Below are 19993 nucleotides of genomic sequence, written 5' to 3' on the forward strand. Positions count from 1 at the left end.
TACGGTTTTCTCTTCGCTTATTTGAGGAGGATGAGATGAAAAAGATTGGCTTTGTTCTCGCGGCGGTTGGTGCGCTTGCGGTGGCCGTTCCGTCGATCGCGAGCGCCGAGACGGTCGTGATCAGACATGGCGGTCATCATCACTGGGACCACGGCTGGGGCGCACGCGCCGAAATGCGCCATGACCGTGGCTGGCATCGCGGTTGGCATCATGGCTGGCATCACGGCCATGACCGCACGGTGATCATCAAGCGTCATCACTACTAAAGACCGACACAACGGAAAATGGCTCCTCACGGAGCCATTTTTTCTTTTCTGCTTCCTCGGGGCCAGCGGCCTCAATCCCACGCCGGCGCAAACCCCGGATTGACGCAGCGCATGTCCTTGCGGAGCGCCGCAATCGCCTTGCGGTCCTCGTCGTCGAGCTTGACCTTCAGTGCGTCGAGATTGGCCTTTTGGCTTTCGGCGCGCGAGGCTTTCGGAATGGCCGCCACGCCATCCTGATCGAGCAGCCATTTCAGCGCCACCTGTGCTGCGGTCGCATCATGCTTGCTACCGATTTTCGCCAGCGTCTCGTCGGTGGCGAAGCGGCCCTGGGCGAGCGGACAATAGGCCACCAGCGGGATCGATTTCGCGGCGAGATATTTGCGCACCGGCGTCTGGTCCAGCATCGCGTGATATTCGATCTGGTTGCAGGCGATCGGCGCCTTGATGTCCTCGACCACGGTCTTGAGCAGCGCGGTGGTGAAATTGGCGACGCCGATCGCGCGGGTGCGGCCTTCCTCCCTCAGCTTCATCAGCGTCTCGAAGACGGCAGGCAGCTTCATGCTCCGCGACGGCCAGTGCACCAGATAGAGATCGACGTGATCGAGCCGCAGCTTCTTCAGGCTGGCGTCGAACGCTGTTCGGATCGCATCCGGCGCCAGGTTCTCGTGCCAGACCTTGGTGGTCACGTGCAGGTCCTTGCGCGCGACATTCGAGGCAGCGATCGCCGCCCCGATCGCCTCTTCATTGCCGTACATCTCGGCGGTGTCGATATGCCGATAGCCGAGCCCAAGCGCGCTCTCGACCGCCGCGCGGCAGGTATCGCCCTGCATGCGGAAGGTGCCGAGCCCGAGCTGCGGCAGGCTGATGCCCTGTGTCTGCAGATTTTCCATGGATAGCTCCTGACGCGTGGGACGCCGATGCCATCGACGACGTCACGCCAGCAAATCGTTTCGTGGGAATGAAATTGGCAGGACTGCCGATACATAGTCTGCCCGCAAACCGGCCCTTCGGGCAAGACGCCGGCAATCAAGATGTCGCGACGGGATCAGAGAGGACGCTAGATGTGCTGCGCCATGATCTGGCCGGGCCGCGCGTCCGGCCGCGGCTCGATATCGACCGACCAGAGGTCGTGGTTGTCGACGTCCTTCAGCGTCACCGTCATCACGCCGGTCTTGCCGTCGATGTCGACGCGGCCGAAGAATTGCAACCCGAAGCACGGCGCGAGATTGTCGCCCTGTTCGGCCGAACAGCCCTTCTGGTACATCGCCTTCGGGCCAAAGGTGTTGTCGAGCTCGCCCGGCGACCAGGTGCCGGCATGCAGCGGGCCGGAGACGAACTCCCAGAACGGCTCGAACTCCTGGAACACCGCGCGATTCGGATCATAGTGATGCGCGGCTGTGTAGTGCATGTCGGCGGTGAGCCACACCGTGTTGCGGACCCCGGCGCGCTTCATGAAGGACAACAGATCGGCGATCTCGTGCTCGCGCCGCGCAGGCGGGCCGTCGCCGAGCGCGACCGCATCGAGGCTGACGAGGCCGATCGGCAGATCCGCCGCGATCACCTTCCACACAGCATCCGACGCCACCAGCTCCCGCTTCAGCCAGGCGAGCTGGCTCTGGCCGAGGATGCAGGCCTGCTCCGGATCGCCCTGCTTGTTCCAGCTGGAATCGCGGTACGAGCGCATGTCGATGATGAAGACGTCGAGCAGCGGCCCGTAGGGAATCTTGCGGTAGACGCGGCCATCGCGCTCCGGCGTCAGCCACATCGGCATGAATTCGTGGAAGGCGCGGCGTGCCCGCGCCACCAGACGCGAGCTGCCGTCCGCCTCATAGCCGGTCGCATCAGCGGTGCCGAGCGGTGACCAGTCGTCGGCCACCTCGTGGTCGTCCCACTGCGCAAACATCGGCACCTCGGCGTGGAAGGCGCGGAAATTCTCGTCGAGCCAATTGTATTTGTAGTTGCCGCGAAACTGATCGAGGCTTTGCGCGACGGCGGATTTCTCCTCGGTGACGATGTTGCGCCAGAGCTCACCGTTGGGGAGTTTCTGCTCCGACGGCACCGTGCAATCGGCGTAGATGTGATCGCCGGAATGGATGAAGAAGTCCGGACGCTCGTCCAGCATGGTGCGGTAGCTGCGCAAGCCGCCGCGCGCGGGGTCGATGCCCCAGCCCTGCCCGACGACGTCGCCGGACCAGACGAACGAGACGGGACGCCGGTCGGCCGGCGCGGTTCGGAAATGGCCGACCCGGCTTTCGCCTGATGTGCCGTCGCGGTCCTCGAAGCGCACGCGATAGAACAGGTCCTGGCCCGGCGGCAGGCCGTCGAGCAGCAGCTTGGCGGTGAAGTCGCGCTCGGGCAGCGCATCGGCGGACGCGGTGCGCAGGATGCTGGCGAAGCTTTCGACCGCGGCGCATTCGATGTGCATCCGCGCGGCGCGATCGGCGCGCGCCCAGATCACAGCGGAATCGCTTGCCACGTCGCCGGACTGGATGCCCGCAATCGCGGGCCGATCCGCGGCGCGGCTCAGATACGGTCTTGCCAGCACGCCGAATCCCGCCAGCGCCGCGGTCGACGCCGAGCGCACCAGAAGCTGGCGCCGGGTGAGGCCACGCCGCCTCGCGGAGTTCGCAGTCGGCATCGAATAACCTTCGTCGAATCGCAACGAAGGTTTTGCCTGCGCTCCTTGACTCCGGCCTTACGGTTTCTTGACTCTCCGCCGACGGTTTTGCGACGGCGGGATGACTCGGGGGGAGATGGAAATCGGAAAAGTTTGGAGTGCTAAGCACTCAGCCAAATCCGTCATCCTGAGGAGCGCGGAACGCGCGTCTCGAAGGATGAACGGCCCCCGTTCGTGGCCGATTCATCCTTCGAGACGGCCGCTTCGCGGCCTCCTCAGGATGACGGATTTGATATTGGTACGAACGCGCGCGCAAGTCGGCGTGAGACCGCCGAGCCGCCTCACCGATGCCAATTGCAGATGCCGCCGGTGCGGCACGGCCAGGTCTGGATCCTGGTGTCGCGAGCTTCCGCATCGAGCGGGTTCGAGTGGCGGCGCGCGAGCTTGGCACGGGCGGGCACGCGCGCTTCCGCGCGCTTCTTCTCGTGCGGTGCGGTCACCCTGGTGGTCCGCACGGCTTTCTTCGGCGCGACTTTCGGCTCCTCGACCTGCGGCTCGACGTTCGCATGCTGATCGGGGCCATGGTCGGTCTTCGCCTCGACCGGAACGGGCTCGAACTGCGCCGGCGGGCCAAGCGGCTTCGGCGACAACACTGCGCGTGAAAGATCGAGGCTGAAGAACTCGCTGGGGCGATACTCGTCAGCCAACGCCACGCCACCCCAAGCCAGGCACGCGGTACAAACGGTTGCAACAAAAGCATTTTTCAGGACCATCAAACGGCCTCCTGAAATCACTCGAACAGACAGCCATCATGTAGGGGCTCGGCCGTGCGAATCCAGCCACCGCTTGCAGGCAGGGTTACCGGTCAACCAGGGCGGCCGTGGAAAGTTCCCCGGCCTTACTCCGCCGCCTGCGCCAGCGGCTGGCTGATCGCGCGCTCCAGCCGAGCGCATTCGGTGCGGTAGCGGGCGACGTTGCCCTCCTTGATGTGGCCATAACCACGCACGAGCTCCGCAGCCTTCGCCAGCGCCACGAGGCGCGGCAAGTCGAGCGGCTTCTTGCCGTCGAGGTGACGCAGGATCATCGCCGAATACTCGACCGGCAATGCGCGCTCCATCTTGCGCTCGGCGGTATAGCCGAAGATGTCGAAGGCGGTGCCGCGCAGGCCCTTCAACCCCGCCAGCATGCCGAACGCGGTGAAAATCCACGGACCAAATTCACGCTTCTGCAGCCGCCCGGTGACGGGATCGCGCTGGGCCAGCAGCGGCGGCGCCAGCAAGACCTTCAAGCCGGAATTGCCTTGGAACTGCTCCCTCAAGGCCTTGCTGAACTCGCCATCGGAATAGAGCCGCGCGACCTCGTATTCGTCCTTGTAGGCCATCAGCTTGAACAGGCCCTTTGCGAAGGCTTCGGTCAGGTCCTGCGAGTCAGGCGCGGCGGCCGCCTCGGCGGCGCGGACGCGCGCGACGTCGTCGAGATAGCGCTTGGCGTAGGCCGCATCCTGATAGTCGGTGAGGAATTTGGCGCGGAACGCGATCGCCTCGTCCAGCGTCTTCTTTGCCGGCGCGGCGCCGGCGCTCTTGAAGCGTGCGGCGCTGACCACGCGTTGCAGATCATGCGCGGCGAGCCGGCCCCACGAGAACGCGGTCTTGTTCATCTCGATCGCGGCGCCGTTGAGCTCGATCGCCTTCAGGATCGCTTCCAGCGACAGCGGGATCGCGCCGCGCTGGAAGGCGAAGCCGAGCATGAAGGCGTTGGTGGCGATGCTGTCGCCCATCAGCGCCGTGGCAAGCCCGGTGGCATCGAGGATGTCGAGATCGCCAGGCGTCACCGCGCCGTTCAGCGCATCGCGCATCGAGCTGGCTTCGAAGTCGATATCGGGATCGATCACGAAGCTCGCGGTCGGCAAGAGATCGGCGTTGACGACGGCGCGGGTGACGCCGCGCTCGGCGCGGCTCAGCGCCGGCACGCTGGTGGCGACGACGAGGTCGCAGCCGAGGATCAAATTGGCATTGCCCGGCGCGATGCGCACCGTGGTCAGCATGTCGGAGGCGGGCGCGAGCCGGACGTGGCTCATCACCGCGCCGTTCTTCTGCGACAGGCCGGTGAAGTCGAGCGTCGAACAGGCGAGCCCCTCGACATGCGCGGCCATGCCGAGCAGCGCGCCGATGGTGATCACACCGGTACCGCCGATGCCGGTGATCAGGATGTTGTAGGGATTGCTCAACGCGGCCACAGGCGGCGTCGGCAAGTCGGCGAACAACGCCTTGGGATCGGCGGCAGCGCGGTCCGCCTTGCGCAGCTTGGGATCCTGCACCATCACGAAGCTCGGGCAAAAGCCCTCGATGCAGGAGAAATCCTTGTTGCAGTTCGACTGGTCGATGCGGCGCTTGCGGCCAAGCTCGGTCTCCAGCGGCTGCACCGAGACGCAGTTCGACGCCACCGAGCAGTCGCCGCAACCCTCGCAGACCCGCTCGTTGATGAAGACGCGCTTGGCCGGATCGGGGAACAGCCCGCGCTTGCGGCGGCGGCGCTTCTCGGCGGCGCAGGTCTGGTCGTAGATCAGGACGGTGAGGCCCTCGATCTCGCGCAGGGTGCGCTGCACGGCATCGAGCTCGCGGCGATGATGGATGGTAGCGCCGGGAGGGAAATAATTGGCGGGATATTTGTCCGGATCGTCGGAGACGATCGCAAGCTTCCTGGTGCCCTCGGCGGCGACCTGATGCGCGATCTGCGACACCGTGAAGCCGCCCTCGGCCGGCTGGCCGCCGGTCATCGCCACCGCATCGTTGTAGAGGATCTTGTAGGTGATGTTGACGCCGGCCGCGGCCGCCGCGCGCAGCGCCAGCAAGCCGGAATGCGTATAGGTGCCGTCGCCGAGATTCTGGAACACATGCTGTTCGCTGGTGAACGGCGCCTGCCCGATCCAGCTCACACCCTCTGCACCCATATGCGAGATGGTCTGGGTGTTGCGGTTCGGCACCGACAGCGCCATGCCGTGACACCCGATGCCGGCCATGGCGCGGCTGCCCTCGGGGATTTTGGTCGACGAGTTGTGCGGGCAGCCCGAGCAGAAATACGGCGTGCGCTGCAGCTTCGCGGTGCCCGTGCCCTCGGCCGGGCGATCGAACGCCTCGAGTTTTGCCAAGCGCTGCTCCAGCAGCGGGCTGCGGTGACCGAGCCGGCGCAGCCGCGCCACCACGGCGGCGGCGACCATGGTCGGCGTCAGCTCGCCCTCGCTCGGCAGCAGCGGCGCGCCGCTCTCGTCGCGCTTGCCGACCACCGAGGGACGCTTCGAGGCGTCCATGTTGTAGAGGATGCGGACCAGCTGGTCCTCGATGAAGCCGCGCTTCTCCTCGACGACCAGCACATCCTGCAGGCCCTCGGCGAAGGCGCGCGCGCCGCGCGCTTCGAGCGGCCAGGTCAGCGCCACCTTGTAGATGCGCAGGCCGAGCGCCTGCGCATCGGCGTCGGTGATGCCGAGATCGGCGAGCGCCTGGCGCAGATCGAGATAGGCCTTGCCGGTCGCCATGATGCCGAGCCGTGCGGGCTTCGAATCCAGCACGATGCGGTCGAAGCGGTTGACGCGGGCGAAGGCCGCGACCGCCTCCATCTTGGGCCCGTGCAGCCTGCGCTCAGCGTCGAGCGGCGGATCCGGCCAGCGGATCGAGAGCCCATCCGGCGGCATCTCGAAATCGTCGGGCATGATGATCTTGATGCGATCAGGATCGCTGACGATCGAGGCCGAGCTTTCCACCGTCTCCGAGATCGCCTTGAAGCCGACCCAGCAGCCGGAATAGCGCGACAGCGCGAAGCCGAGGATGCCGAGATCGAGATAATCCTGCAGCGTCGCCGGATTGACCACCGGCATCAGCGCCGAGGCAAATACCTGCTCGCTCTGATGCGCCAGGGTGGAGGATTGGCAGCCATGGTCGTCGCCCGCCAGCGCGATCACGCCGCCGTTCGGCGAGGTGCCGGCGGAATTGGCGTGCTTGAGCGCGTCGAGCGAGCGGTCGACGCCGGGGCCCTTGCCGTACCAGATGCCGAACACGCCATCGACCTTGGCGCCGGGGAACATGCCGACCTGCTGGCTGCCCCACACCGCGGTCGCCGCCAGATCCTCGTTGAGGCCGGGGACGAAGGCGATGTCGTGGTCCCTGAGGAAGGATTTCGCCCGCCACAACGCGTGGTCGTACATGCCGAGCGGCGAACCGCGGTAACCGGAGATGAAACCGGCGGTGTTCAGCCCCTGCGCGCGGTCTCGTTCGCGCTGCAACATGGGCAATCGGACCAGCGCCTGGGTACCGGAGAGGAAGATTCGTTTCGTATCCAACCGGTACTTGTCGTCCAGTCCAACTTCCATCAACGCCATCAGTTTCCCCGTCAGTCAGCCACGCCGGTCCGAACCGGTCTGATTATCTTCCGAAATGATCATGCATCAGCATGCACTGATTTTGTTATGCATGAACAGCCCCGTTCCATGGCCGCAGCACATATCTCATGTTGCGCATGCGAGGCCTTGTTGCCGCTGCAAGGCCTTTGTTGCTCTGCGAGGCTTGCCGAACCCCGGCATCTTTGAAACGGTGGCGCGCAAAGGGAGACCAAGGATGATTACAGTCGAATCCGCGTTCACGACGGAAATCGTGGAGAACGGCGATCTGCTGGTGGGTCCCTGGCGCAGCCCGAAGCAGATGCTGCAGGCCCAGACCTACGACTCCCACGCTTCGATTCACGACGACGCAACCGCGCAGAAGCTCGGCTTCCGCGGCGGCACGATCGAGGGACCGACCCATTTCAGCCAGTTCGCGCCGCTGTGCGAGCGGATCTGGGGCCGCGCCTGGTTCATGACCGGATGCCTCTCGGCGCATTACCGCAACCCGGTGTTCGAAGGCGAAGAGGTGCAGGCCCAGATCGAGAAGCCGAAGCCGGGCCAGACCGTTTGCACGATCGGGATGGTCAAGCGCGACGGCACCGAGATCCTGCGCGGCACCGCCTCGATCGACGGCGACGGCAGCGAGACGGCGCTGAGCCACCGCCTCGGCGAATTGAAGCCGCTGACCGATCCCGTCATCCTCGCCGACATCAAGGTCGGCATGAAGACGCCGCGGCAGGCGATCAAGATGGATTTCGACCAGAACATGGGCGACCTCTATCCGTTTTCGCTGGCCGACAAGCTCAAGGTGATCACCGAGCCATCGGACTATTATTCGCTGGAGCACAATCCCTGGGGCCGCGCCATCATCCCGATGGAGATGCTGAGCGTGCTGTTCCAGTACCGCGCGCGCGAGGACCGGCTGCCGGTCCGCGGCCCCGCGGTCGGGCTGTTCGCCGACCAGGAGATCCGTCTTTTGCGCGGGCCGCTATTCCCCGGCGAGACCTATTGGGTCGAGCGCGAGGTCGTGGCGCTTTCCGGCAGCAAGCGCACCGAGAGCATGTGGGTGCGCTCGACCGTGTTCGATGCCGACAACGCGGTGGTCGCAACGATGCTGCTCAACGGCGCCAGCATGAAGGATTCCTACGCCAACTACGAAAGCGAGCACAAAGCCCTCTACGGCTGAAACAACAGCCGCCTCTTCCGCAAGCCGCCGAAACAAGGACAACAACAATGGCCCGCCTGCCCTATCTCGAAGCCGATCAGGTCGCCCCCGAATATCGTGACATGCTCAAGCGCAACACCAATCTGCACAAGCTGCTGGTGAACTCGCCGGACATGGCGCGCGCCTTCAACGGCGTCGGCGGCTATATCCGCTTCAAGAGCAAGCTCGATCCGCGCTTACGCGAACTCGCGATCCTGCAGGTCGGCTGGCTCGAGCAGTCGGAATACGAATTCACCCACCATGTGAAGATCGGCAAGGAGTTCGGCGTCACCGACGAGGATATCCAGAGCCTGATCGCGGAGACCAAAGGCCAGCCGTCGAAGCTCGAGCCGCTGGCAAAGGCGATCCTCAAGGGCGCCCGCGAGATGGTGCGCGAGCTCGCGATGTCGGAGGCAACCTTCGCCGAGATCAAGCAACATCTGTCCGACGAGCACATGACTGACCTCGTGCTGACCATCGCATTCTACTGCGCCGTGGTGCGGGTGCTCGCCACCATGCAGATCGACAACGAACCTTACTACAAGGAGGTACTGCAGCAGTACCCGCTACAGGGAGTGAAGTGAGATGCGCCTGCAAGATCGCGTCGCCATCGTCGTCGGTGCCGGCCAAAGCCCCGGCGAGGGCATCGGCAACGGCCGCGCCACCGCGCTGACCTTCGCGCGCGAAGGCGCCAGGGTGCTGTGCGTCGATCACAATCTGGCTTCGGCGCAGGAGACGGTCGACCTGATCGCGGCCAAGGGCGGGACTTCAGTCGCCTTCAAGGCCGACGTCACCAATAATGCCGACATCAAGGCGATGGTGGCTGACGCACATGGCCGCTGGGGCAGCGTCGATATCCTGCACAACAATGTCGGCGTCAGCCTCTCCGGCGGCGATGCCGAACTGCTCGACATATCAGAGGAAGCATTCGACCGCTGCGTGGCGATCAATCTGAAGAGCTGCATCCTCGCCGCCAAGCATGTGATCCCGATCATGCGCACGCAGCAGCGCGGCTCGATCATCAACATCTCGTCGATGGCTGCGATCACGACCTATCCTTACGTCGCCTACAAGGCGACCAAGTCAGCGATGATCGCCTTCACCGAACAGCTCGCCTACCAGAACGCCCAATATGGCATTCGCGCAAACGTGATCCTGCCGGGATTGATGAATACGCCGATGGCGGTGGACACCCGCGCCCGCGAATTCAAGAAGAGCCGCGCCGAGGTCGAGGCCGAGCGTGACAGCAAGGTGCCGCTGCGTCACAAGATGGGCACCGGCTGGGACGTCGCCAATGCCGCGCTGTTTCTCGCCTCCGATGAAGCAAACTTCGTGACCGGCGTCACGTTGCCGGTCGATGGCGGCGCAAGTGTGCGGCGCGGTTAATCGAGACGATTAACCTGTGTGACAATTTGGGATTAATCACTGTGACGAAATCACGCGTTGTTGCGCCGCAATGATTCGAAAAAATTGAAGTATTCCAATGACACGGCGATGTGACGACGCGTCCACATAAATCGAAATCCTGACTCGTTGTGGTCGCACGAAATTCATCTGCGCTCTGTATCTCGCACGCCAAGAACTTCTGGAGTGCCTGGACCGATGAGCGAAGAATTCGAACTCAGACCCGATCAGTGGGATGCGCTGAAAGCGTTGCGGGCTCCCGCAGCAAACCCTTCACGGCTGAACAGGTTCGCCGTCGAAAGCCTGATCACGCTCGGCTATGTCGCCGTGCGCGGCGATTCGTTTGAACTGACGCCCGCGGGCCGCAAGGTGCTGGTCCGCGGTTCGTCACAATTGCTGCTCGATATCGCAGCCTGATTCCGTTCGAAGCTGACACGAACGAGAGCTTCAGTTTTGATTGAATCAAAGCCGAAGCTCTCGTTTTTTTGTCTTGCCGCGTTTTCTTCACGCGAACCGGTATCCACTTCGCTCGAAAACGCTCTGCACACGCGGCATCATGCCGCGTGTGCTTTTCCGGGGATGGTCGTCTCGCCGTGCTGCGTCAGCGGCTTCATCCCGGTGAGGCTGCGCAGCAGCACATAGAACACTGGCGTCAGGAACAGGCCGAACACCGTGACGCCGATCATGCCGGAGAACACGGCAACGCCCATCGCGCGCCGCATCTCCGAGCCCGCGCCGGTCGACAGCACCAGCGGCAGCACGCCCATGATGAACGCCATCGACGTCATCAGGATCGGCCGCAACCGCAGCCGGCTCGCCTCGATCGCGGCACGGATCGGTGACCGTCCCGCGAATTCAAGCTCGCGCGCGAACTCGACGATCAGGATGGCGTTCTTGGCCGACAATCCGACCAGCACGATCAGGCCGATCTGGGTGAAGACATTGTTGTCGCCCTTCGACAGCCAGACCCCGAACATCGCGGCCAACAGCCCCATCGGCACGATCATGATGATCGAGAGCGGCAGCGCCAAGCTCTCATAGAGCGCGGCGAGCACCAGGAACACCAAGAGGATCGCCAGCGGAAACACCCAGATTCCGGAATTGCCGGCGATGAACTCCTGATAGGTCAGGTCGGTCCATTCGAAGGCAAAGCCGGGCGGCAGCACTTCGGCCGCGATCCGTGTCGCCGCCTCCTGGGCCTGGCCGGAGGAATAGCCCGGCGCGGCAGCCGCGTTGATGTCCGACGACAAGAAGCCGTTGTAGCGGATCGCACGCTCCGGCCCCGCGCTCTGGCGGACCTTCAGCAAGGCCGACAGCGGCACCATGTCGCCCGACGACGAGCGCACCTTCAACTGCCTGATGTCGTCGGCACGCGCGCGGAACGGCGCATCGGCCTGCACATAGACCGAATAGGTGCGGCCGAATTTGTTGAAGTCGTTGACGTAGTAGGAGCCGAGATAGATCTGCAGCGTGTTGAAGACTTCCGTCACAGGCACGCCCAGTTGGAGTGCCTTGGTGCGGTCGATATCGGCGAACAGCTGCGGCACGTTGACCTGGAAGCTCGAGAACACGCCGGCAATTTCCGGCGCCTTCTGCATCGCCGCCATGAACGCCTTGGTCGCGTCGTTCAGCGCTTCATAGCCGAGGCCGGCGCGGTCCTCGATCTGCAGCTTGAAGCCGCCGATGGTGCCGAGGCCGTTGACCGGCGGCGGCGGGAACATGGCGATGAAGGCGTCCTGGATGCCGGCATATTTCTTGTTCAGCGCGGCCGCGATCGCCGGACCGCTGAGCGAGGGATCCTTGCGCTCGTCGAACGGCTTCAAGGTCGAGAACACGATGCCGGCGTTGGAGGAGTTGGTGAAGCCGGAGATCGACAGGCCGGGGAACGCCACCGAGCTTTCGACGCCGGGCTGGGTCAGCGCGATGTCGCTCATCTTGCGGATCACTTCCTCGGTGCGGTCGAGCGTCGCACCATCGGGCAGCCGGGCAAAGCCGACCAGATACTGCTTGTCCTGGCCCGGCACGAAGCCGCTCGGCACCTGCTTGAACAGCACGCCGGTCAGGCCGATCAAGAGCACGTAGAGACCGATCACCACGGCCTTGCCGTAGATCACCTTGGTGACGGTGCGGCCGTAGTTCTCGGAGGATTTTGTAAAGACCTTGTTGAAGCCGCGGAAGAACCAGCCGAGCGACCTCTCCATGATCCGGGTCAGCCAGTCCTTCGGCTCATGATGCCCCTTGAGCAGCAGCGCCGACAGCGCCGGCGACAGCGTCAGCGAATTGATCGCCGAGATTACGGTCGAGATCGCGATGGTCAGCGCGAACTGCTTGTAGAACTGTCCGGTGAGGCCGGAGATAAAGGCCAGCGGCACGAACACCGCGATCAGGACCAGCGCGATCGCGATGATCGGGCCCGACACTTCGCGCATCGCCTGGTTGGTGGCGTCGCGCGGCGACAGCCCGGATTCGATGTTGCGCTCGACGTTCTCGACCACGACGATGGCGTCATCGACCACGATGCCGATCGCGAGCACCAGGCCGAACAGGCTGAGCGCGTTGATCGAGAAGCCGAACAGATGCATCACCGCAAAGGTGCCGACGATCGACACCGGGACCGCGATCAGCGGAATGATCGAGGCGCGCCAGGTCTGCAGGAACAGGATCACGACCAGCACGACCAGCGCGATCGCCTCTAGCAGCGTGTGGATCACGGCTTCGATCGAGGAGCGCACGAATTGCGTCGGATCATAGACGATCTGGTACGTCACGCCTTCCGGCATGTTGTTCTTGATCTCGGCCATCGTGGCGCGGACGTGGTCGGAGATCTCCAGCGCATTCGACCCCGGCGCCTGGAAGATCGGGATCGCGACCGCCTGCTTGTTGTCGAGCAGCGAGCGCAGGCCGTATTCGGAGGCGCCGAGCTCGACCCGCGCGACGTCGCGCAGCCGCACCACCTCGCCTGCCGAACCCGTCTTCACCACGATGTCGCCGAACTGCTCCTCGGTCGACAACCGTCCCTCGGCGTTGACGGAGAGCTGGAGGTCGATGCCCTTGACGCTGGGCGAGGAGCCGACCACGCCGGCGGCAGCCTCGACGTTCTGGGCCTGGATCGCGCGTACGACGTCGCTCGCGGTCAGCGAATGCTCGGCGGCTTTCTGCGGATCGACCCAGACCCGCATCGAATAGTCGCCGGCGCCATAGAGCTGGACGTCGCCGACGCCGTCGATCCGCGCCAGCCGGTCCTTGACATTGAGTACCGCGTAGTTGCGCAGATACGTCATGTCATAGCGGTTGTTCGGCGACAGCAGATGCACGACCATGGTGAGGTCGGGCGAGCTCTTCTTGGTGATGATGCCGAGCTGGCGCACCACGGCCGGCAGGCGCGGCTCGGCCTGCTGCACGCGATTCTGCACCAGTTGGATCGCCTTGTCGGGGTCGGTGCCGAGCCGGAACGTCACCGTCAGCGTCATCGCGCCGTCGGTGGTCGCCTGGCTCGACATGTAGAGCATGCCTTCGACGCCGTTGATCTGCTCCTCGATCGGGGTCGCGACCGTCTCGGCGATCACCTTCGGATTGGCGCCGGGATAGGTCGCGCGCACCACGACCGACGGCGGCACCACGTCGGGATATTCCGAGATCGGCATCGCCAGCAGCGAGATCAGGCCGGCCAGGAAGATCAGGATCGAAAGCACGCCGGCGAAGATCGGCCGGTCGATAAAGAATTTTGAGAGATTCATGGCTCCGCCCCCGCGCGCAGCGCCTAGCGCTGCACGACGTGCTGGTTGGTTTCAGTGGATGCCTGCTGCATGCCGCGCGCGCCCATCTCGGCGACTTCCATCTTCAGAAGCGCACCCGGACGCACGCGCTGCAGGCCGTTGACGACGATGCGGTCGCCGGATTTCAGGCCGGCGGTGACGATCCGCAGGCCATCGACCGAGCCGCCAAGCGTGATGGAGCGATAGACAGCGCGGCTGTCGTCGCCGACCAGCATGACGAACTTCTTGTCCTGGTCGGTGCCGACAGCGCGCTCGTCGATCAGCACCAGCGTCTGCTGCTTGGGCTGGCCCATGCGCACGCGGGCGAACTGTCCCGGGATCAGCCGGCCGTCATCGTTCTTGAACACGGCGCGGACGCGGATGGTGCCGCTCTGCCCGTTGACCTGGTTGTCGATCAGCTGGATGTGCCCCTTGGCGCCGAGGCCGCCCGACGTCACCATGTCGACCGGAATCTGGTCGAGATTGCCGCGCTTGCCGGAGGCGTCCGCGATCGAGTTCAGCGCGCGCAGCACGACTTCCTCGTCGGCATCGAAGCTCGCATAGATCGGATTGACCGAGACCAGCGAGGTCAGGACCGGCGAGGAGGTGCCGGCGGCGACGAGATTGCCGACGGTGACCTCGATCCTGCCGACCCGGCCGTCGACCGGCGCCCGCACCTCGGTGTAGTCGAGATTGAGTTTGGCCGTCTGCAGCGCGGCCTCGGCGGCCTTGACGTTGGCGACTGCCTCGCGATTGGCGTTGTCGCGCTGGTCGAAATCGCGCTTGGTGACGATGTTGTTGCCAACCAGCTGTGCGCCGCGCTCGACCTCGCTCGTGGTGAACACGACGCGGGCCTTGGCGGCCTCGAGCTGCGCCTGGGCGCGATCGACCTCGGCGGCGTAGGGCGCGGGGTCGATCTTGAACAGGATGTCGCCGGACTTCACCAGCGCGCCCTCGGTGAAGTTGGTCGAAAGGATCGCGCCGGCCACCCGCGGCCGGAGCTGAACCCGGTCGACGGCTTCGAGCCGGCCCGAGAAGTCATCGAACAGCGTGGTCGGCCGCGGCTGGATCACGGCAACGGTGACCGGGACGGCCGGCTCGGGAGCCGCGGCAGTCGCGGTCGCCTGTGCGGCATGAAAATAGTGGCCGGTCGCGATCGAACCGGCCACCGCGAGGGCGCCAAGGATCACGATACCGCCGACGACACGTCGGAAGCGGCCGGAACGGGGATTTTGGATTGACGAGGGCATTCACGCGCTCCAGATATCTGTAGTGTTCGCTACAGATGTGAAGCTGGACGCCGGTTCGCAAGATACTTATGTATCAAGCACTATGAATTTCTTATCTCATTCATGGGGAAATGGGAAGTCGCGGAAAAACATCACGTGCAACAAGAGGATAAGCTAGGGACAATCCGTCGTAGAAACGGCACCCGGCTTACGGAGCAACGAAAAATGGGAATGGGACGCCCCCGCGCTTTCGACGCGGACGCCGCTTTGGACCAGGCCATGGACGTATTCTGGCGCCATGGTTACGAGGGCGCGACGATCGCCCAGCTCACCGAGGCGATGAATATCAATCCGCCCAGCCTCTACGCCGCCTTTGGCAGCAAGGAGGGCCTGCTGAAGGCCGCGCTCGACCGCTACACCGAGAAGCGCGACGCCTGGATGGAAAAGGTTTTGGGCGCCGCCACCGCCCGAGAGGTGGCCGAACGATTTCTCATGGAGCACGCGGACGCCCAGACCGATCCCGCCAACCCGCCCGGCTGCCTGCTGGTCCAGGGCGGCCTTGCCTGCGGCACCGGCTCGGAGAATGTTCCATTTGAACTGGCAGCGCGCCGCACCCGAACCGAGGACCAGCTGCACGAACGTTTTGTCCGCGCGAAGGCCGAACGCGACCTGGGCGAAAGCGCCGATCCGGCCACCCTTGCCCGCTATCTCTCCGCGGTGACATCAGGCATGTGCGTGATGGCTTCCTCGGGCGCCGACCGCAACGCGCTGCGCGAGATTGCAGCGGTGTCGCTCAAGGCGTTTGATGAGCAGGCGAAGGGGTAGAGCGGTTGAAGGGGTAGAGCGGTTCACGTCAAGCGCCTGCGGCCCCAACGACGTTGGGAGTGACCGGCGATGAAGCATTGGACCGGCTGGCTGCCAGGTCTCACCACGCTGCGTCGATATCAAGCGGCGTGGCTTCCACACGACATCGTCGCCGGGCTTGTGCTCGCGACCATGCTGGTCCCGGTCGGCATCGCCTATGCGGAAGCGTCTGGCCTGCCCGGCATCTACGGGCTTTATGCGACGATCATCCCGCTGCTCGTCTACGCGCTGTTCGGGCCGAGCCGAATCCTTGTCCTTGGGCCGGACTCGGCGCTTGCGGCCATCATCCTCGGCGTCGTCGTTCCGCTGTCGGGCGGCGATCCGATGCGTGCGGCAACCCTGGCCGCCATGATGGCGGTCGTCTCCGGAACGATATGCATCGTCGCGGGTATCGCGCGGCTGGGATTCCTGACCGAGCTTCTCTCCAAGCCGATCCGCTACGGCTACATGAACGGCATTGCCCTGACCGTGCTGATCAGCCAGCTGCCAAAGCTGTTCGGCTTTTCCATTGAAGGCGATGGACCTCTGCGCAGTCTCTGGGCGGTCATCGGAGCAATCGTCGACGGAAAGACGAATTGGGCGACCCTCGGGATCGGCCTTGCGACGCTGGCGGTGATCCTGCTGCTCGCCCGGAACAAGCGGTTGCCGGGCATCCTGATTGCCGTCGTCGCGGCGACGGTCGTCACCGGCGTTTTCGATCTCGGGGCCCGCTTCGGCGTGACGGTCCTGGGTTCGCTTCCCCAGGGCCTGCCGGGATTTGCGATTCCCCGGATCGGCTATGGCGACATCGTGCAGGTGCTGATCGGCGGCAGCGCCGTCGCGCTGGTGTCGTTCGCCGACACCAGCGTGCTGTCGCGCGCCTATGCGGGACGATTGGGCGATCGCGTTGATCCCAACCAGGAGATGGTGGGGCTCGGCGCGGCCAATCTGGCGGCCGGCTTTTTTCAGGGTTTTCCGATCAGCAGCAGCGGATCGCGCACGCCTGTTGCGGAAGCTGCCGGAGCGCGCACGCAATTGACCAGCGTCATCGGCGCGCTGGCCATCGCCTTTCTGCTGCTGATAGCGCCGAACCTGCTCCAGCACCTGCCCAACGCCGCATTGGCCGCCGTCGTCATCGCCGCCGCGCTCGGCCTGTTTGAGGTCGGCGACCTCAGGCGAATCTACCGCATTCAGCAATGGGAGTTCTGGCTATCGATGGTCTGCTTTGTCGGCGTGGCCGTGCTGGGGGTGATTCCCGGAATAGGCCTCGCCATCGTGCTCGCCATCGTCGAATTCCTGTGGGACGGCTGGCGGCCGCATTCCGCCGTGCTGGGCCGCGCTTCCGGCGTGAAGGGCTATCACGACATCACGCGATACCCGGATGCGCGCCAGATCCCCGGGCTGGTGCTGTTCCGGTGGGATGCGCCGCTGTTCTTTGCCAATGCCGAGTTCTTCAAGGAACGCGCGCTGGATGCGGTGGCGAAGTCTCCGACGCCGGTGCGCTGGCTGGTGGTCACGGCCGAGCCGGTCACCAGCGTGGACGTGACCGCGGGCGACATTCTCGCCGAGCTCGACGAGGCGTTGCACGCACAGAAGATCGAGCTGTGCTTTGCCGAGCTCAAGGACCCCGTCAAGGACAAGCTGAAGAAATTCGGCCTGCTGGCGCAGCTCGGCGAGAACAATTTCTTCCCGACCATCGGCGTTGCCGTTGCGCGCTACCTCGAGATCAATGACGACGTGACCTGGGAGGACTGGGAAGACCGCGCCGAGGCCTAAGGCGCGATGGGTTCAATCGTCAGCGCGCCATAGCGCTTTTGTTTGAGCATGATCTCCGCGCAAACGCTTCGCGTTTGTCGCAGGGAAAACCGCTTCGCACTTTTCCGGATCATGCTTCCCAGCCGTCCGGGCGCATCACCACATCGTCTGCCGCGCGCGCTCCGGCCATTCCCGATCGTATTTTTCGCCGCCGACCGTGTGCTCGCTCATCTCGGCAAGGATCTGGCCCGGCGTCGGCAAGACCTTCGGATCGACCCGCTTGTCCGGATTCCAGAGATCGGAGCGCACGATCGCGCGCGCACACTGGAAATAAATCTCCTCCACATGCATTACGATCACCGTGCGCGGTGCCTTGCCTTCCATCATGAAGGAGGCGAGCAGCTCCGGTTCGGCCGTGACATAGGCGCGGCCGTTGACGCGCAGCGTGCTGCCTGAGCCCGGAATCAGGAACAGCAAGCCGACGCGGGGATCGCGAACGATGTTGCGCAGCGAATCGCAGCGATTGTTGCCGCGGCGATCCGGCATCATCAGCGTCTTCGCATCATGGATGCGCACGAAGCCCGGCAGGTCGCCGCGCGGCGAGCAATCGAGCCCTTCGGGGCCTGCGGTCGCAAGCGACACGAACGGCGACTTCTCGATGAGCACACGATAGAGCGGCGTCACGTGATCGGCGACCTTCACGGTCGACGCGTCGTTCGGGAAGCCGTAGATCGCCTCAAGCTGCTCGACCGTTTCGATCACCGACATTCGTGCCGTTCTCCTTTGGTTGCTATTGGTCCCAGCGTTCGCCCTTGATGATGCGGACAAGCTGTCGCGCATGATAGTCGGCGGTGCCGGAATTGACGATGGTGAAATCGGGCGTCGACGTGCTCTCGTCGACCGTGCGGGCCAGCCGCTGCTCGAGAAGGCCGTCGCTGCTGCGCGCCCGCATTGCGAGCCGCGCGGCCAGCACATCCGGCGGCGCCGTGACCAGCACCACGACAGCATTGGCATAGTTGCGGCGCGCCGCCGCGATCACGGTGCGCGAGACGTTCGCGATCACCGTGCGTCCGGCACCGATATCGTCGTTGATCGACCGCGACAGCGCATAGCGATGGCCGTGCGCTTCCCAGTGCATGGCGAAGTCACCGGCGGCCACCGCGCGCTGGAAGCTTTCCGCACTGACCTCCTCATTGTCCTCCGACGCCGAGGCCTGGCGGGTGATCAGCCGGCGGGGAAACACGACATCGCGATCATCGCCACAGGCCGCCTTGGCGAACCCCAGCAGCGTATCCTTGCCGGCGCCGCTCGGGCCGACCACCAGGATCAGCCGGCCGGGACCGATTCCGGCGCGCCGGTCGGCGACGACGGATGCAACGGTCATGCGACCCTCCCTCCTTCGCGCCAGACGCTGCGCACGACAGGCAGATCGCGCGCGACATGCACGCGGATCAGGTCAGCGCGCCGGCCGACCGCGATCTCGCCGCGGTCGGTGAGCCCGACCGCTTCGGCCGGTGTCTTGGTCACGGTGCGCACGGCGGAAGCGAGATCGATCGCCGGCACATGCCGCGGCAATTGCAGCGCCGCCATCAGCAGGCTGGACGGGATGTAGTCCGACGACAGGATATCGAGCATGCCCTCATTGGCGAGATCGACGGCCGCGATATTGCCGGAGTGCGAGCCGCCGCGCACCACATTCGGCGCACCCATCAGGATGTCGATGCCGGCGGCGTGCAAGCCCCGCGCAGCTTCCATCGTGGTCGGGAACTCCGCCACCGCGACCTTGTCGTTGACGGCGTCGACCACGTTCTCATCCGTGGTGTCGTCATGGCTCGCCAGCGGGATCCGATATTCATGCGCCAGCGCGACGATCGCGCGGGTGTTCGCCACCGCATATTCCTTCTGATAGGCGAAGCGCCGCGCGAACAACACGTCGAGCTGGGCGTCGGTCATGCCGCCGCCCTTGCCGCGATAGTAGTCGCGCAGCTTGACCTCGTCGCGGAACTGGCGCTGGCCCGGGGTGTGGTCCATCAGCGACATCAGCCGCACGTCCGGCCGGTCGATCAGTTCCTTGGCCTCGGCAACCACGTCCGGCATCGGGACCTCGCAGCGCAGATGCAGGAAGTGATCGGCGCGCAGCAGATTCTCCTCGCGCGCCGCCGCGATCGCCGCCGCCAGCACGCCGGCGCGACCGTCGACATCCTCGGCGCCGTCCTCGCGCCAGACCCTCAGCGAATCCAGCACCGTGGTGATGCCTGAGGTCGCGAGCTGCCCGTCATAGGAGATCACGGCCGCGACCGGATTCCAGAACACCTTCGGCCGCGGCACATAGTGCATCTCGAGATGGTCGGTGTGCAGCTCGATCAGCCCGGGCATCAGGAGGTCGCCGCCTGCATCTTCGGCGGCCTCGGGCGCCCTGCCCTCGCCGAACTCGGCGATCTTGCCATCAGCAATCGCGACCCAGCCCTGCTCGATCACGCGATCGGCGAGGACCAGCCGGGCGTTGCCGATGATGGTGTCTTGCTTGGCGGTCATTTCAAACGGTCCT

Annotated in this window: 16 protein-coding genes; 7 read left to right on the forward strand and 9 right to left on the reverse strand. The window is 64.7% G+C overall.

What is annotated here, in order from left to right; genetic code table 11:
* Positions 1 to 35 precede the first annotated feature (35 nt).
* The gene (locus I6F38_RS21095) at positions 36 to 266 is read left to right on the forward strand and encodes a hypothetical protein (protein ID WP_225161656.1); all 231 of its coding nucleotides are present in this window, start codon (positions 36 to 38) and stop codon (positions 264 to 266) included.
* Positions 267 to 337: 71 nt separating this feature from the next.
* Here I6F38_RS21095 and I6F38_RS21100 read toward each other — a convergent pair whose 3' ends face one another.
* The 4 genes from I6F38_RS21100 to I6F38_RS21115 form a co-directional block, all read right to left on the reverse strand.
* Complete coding sequence (locus tag I6F38_RS21100) at positions 338 to 1156, reverse strand: aldo/keto reductase (protein WP_225161657.1); 819 nt, start codon at positions 1154 to 1156, stop codon at positions 338 to 340.
* Positions 1157 to 1323: 167 nt separating this feature from the next.
* Positions 1324 to 2904: an alkaline phosphatase D family protein gene (locus I6F38_RS21105; protein ID WP_225161658.1), complete on the reverse strand. Its 1581-nt coding sequence runs from the start codon at positions 2902 to 2904 to the stop codon at positions 1324 to 1326.
* A gap of 320 nt (positions 2905 to 3224) precedes the next feature.
* A complete protein-coding gene (locus I6F38_RS21110) occupies positions 3225 to 3656 on the reverse strand; it encodes a hypothetical protein (RefSeq protein ID WP_225161659.1) in 432 nt (143 codons plus the stop codon).
* Positions 3657 to 3781: 125 nt separating this feature from the next.
* Positions 3782 to 7255, reverse strand: coding sequence for an indolepyruvate ferredoxin oxidoreductase family protein (locus I6F38_RS21115; RefSeq protein ID WP_225161660.1), 3474 nt, complete (start codon positions 7253 to 7255; stop codon positions 3782 to 3784).
* A gap of 235 nt (positions 7256 to 7490) precedes the next feature.
* Between I6F38_RS21115 and I6F38_RS21120 the strand changes: the two genes are divergently transcribed.
* From I6F38_RS21120 to I6F38_RS21135, 4 genes are all read left to right on the forward strand, one after another.
* The gene (locus tag I6F38_RS21120; RefSeq protein ID WP_225161661.1) at positions 7491 to 8441 is read left to right on the forward strand and encodes a hypothetical protein; all 951 of its coding nucleotides are present in this window, start codon (positions 7491 to 7493) and stop codon (positions 8439 to 8441) included.
* Between the two features lie 47 nt (positions 8442 to 8488).
* Positions 8489 to 9043: a carboxymuconolactone decarboxylase family protein gene (locus I6F38_RS21125; protein ID WP_225161662.1), complete on the forward strand. Its 555-nt coding sequence runs from the start codon at positions 8489 to 8491 to the stop codon at positions 9041 to 9043.
* Position 9044: 1 nt separating this feature from the next.
* On the forward strand, positions 9045 to 9845 hold the full coding sequence (locus I6F38_RS21130) for an SDR family NAD(P)-dependent oxidoreductase (RefSeq protein ID WP_225161663.1): 801 nt from the start codon (positions 9045 to 9047) through the stop codon (positions 9843 to 9845).
* Positions 9846 to 10061: 216 nt separating this feature from the next.
* The gene (locus I6F38_RS21135) at positions 10062 to 10280 is read left to right on the forward strand and encodes a hypothetical protein (protein WP_076828992.1); all 219 of its coding nucleotides are present in this window, start codon (positions 10062 to 10064) and stop codon (positions 10278 to 10280) included.
* A 137-nt stretch (positions 10281 to 10417) separates the two neighbouring features.
* Here I6F38_RS21135 and I6F38_RS21140 read toward each other — a convergent pair whose 3' ends face one another.
* Both I6F38_RS21140 and I6F38_RS21145 read right to left on the reverse strand, forming a co-directional pair.
* Positions 10418 to 13600, reverse strand: a complete 3183-nt coding sequence (locus I6F38_RS21140; RefSeq protein ID WP_225161664.1) for a multidrug efflux RND transporter permease subunit — start codon at positions 13598 to 13600, stop codon at positions 10418 to 10420.
* A gap of 23 nt (positions 13601 to 13623) precedes the next feature.
* Complete coding sequence (locus tag I6F38_RS21145; RefSeq protein WP_225161665.1) at positions 13624 to 14868, reverse strand: efflux RND transporter periplasmic adaptor subunit; 1245 nt, start codon at positions 14866 to 14868, stop codon at positions 13624 to 13626.
* Positions 14869 to 15072: 204 nt separating this feature from the next.
* Between I6F38_RS21145 and I6F38_RS21150 the strand changes: the two genes are divergently transcribed.
* The gene (locus I6F38_RS21150; protein ID WP_028339538.1) at positions 15073 to 15672 is read left to right on the forward strand and encodes a TetR/AcrR family transcriptional regulator; all 600 of its coding nucleotides are present in this window, start codon (positions 15073 to 15075) and stop codon (positions 15670 to 15672) included.
* Between the two features lie 69 nt (positions 15673 to 15741).
* Positions 15742 to 17466: a sulfate permease gene (gene sulP, locus I6F38_RS21155; RefSeq protein WP_225161666.1), complete on the forward strand. Its 1725-nt coding sequence runs from the start codon at positions 15742 to 15744 to the stop codon at positions 17464 to 17466.
* A gap of 135 nt (positions 17467 to 17601) precedes the next feature.
* Here sulP and I6F38_RS21160 read toward each other — a convergent pair whose 3' ends face one another.
* From I6F38_RS21160 to I6F38_RS21170, 3 genes are read right to left on the reverse strand one after another with little or no spacing between them, the layout of a single operon-like run.
* The gene (locus tag I6F38_RS21160; protein ID WP_057015434.1) at positions 17602 to 18213 is read right to left on the reverse strand and encodes a pyridoxamine 5'-phosphate oxidase family protein; all 612 of its coding nucleotides are present in this window, start codon (positions 18211 to 18213) and stop codon (positions 17602 to 17604) included.
* A gap of 22 nt (positions 18214 to 18235) precedes the next feature.
* A complete protein-coding gene (gene phnN / locus I6F38_RS21165) occupies positions 18236 to 18829 on the reverse strand; it encodes a phosphonate metabolism protein/1,5-bisphosphokinase (PRPP-forming) PhnN (RefSeq protein WP_225161667.1) in 594 nt (197 codons plus the stop codon).
* Positions 18826 to 19980, reverse strand: a complete 1155-nt coding sequence (locus I6F38_RS21170) for an alpha-D-ribose 1-methylphosphonate 5-triphosphate diphosphatase (RefSeq protein WP_225161668.1) — start codon at positions 19978 to 19980, stop codon at positions 18826 to 18828. The genes phnN and I6F38_RS21170 overlap by 4 nt, the downstream gene beginning before the upstream one ends.
* Between the last annotated feature and the right edge of the window lie 13 nt (positions 19981 to 19993).

This window comes from Bradyrhizobium sp. BRP56, from assembly GCF_020194035.1.
GTDB lineage: Bacteria > Pseudomonadota > Alphaproteobacteria > Rhizobiales > Xanthobacteraceae > Bradyrhizobium > Bradyrhizobium australafricanum.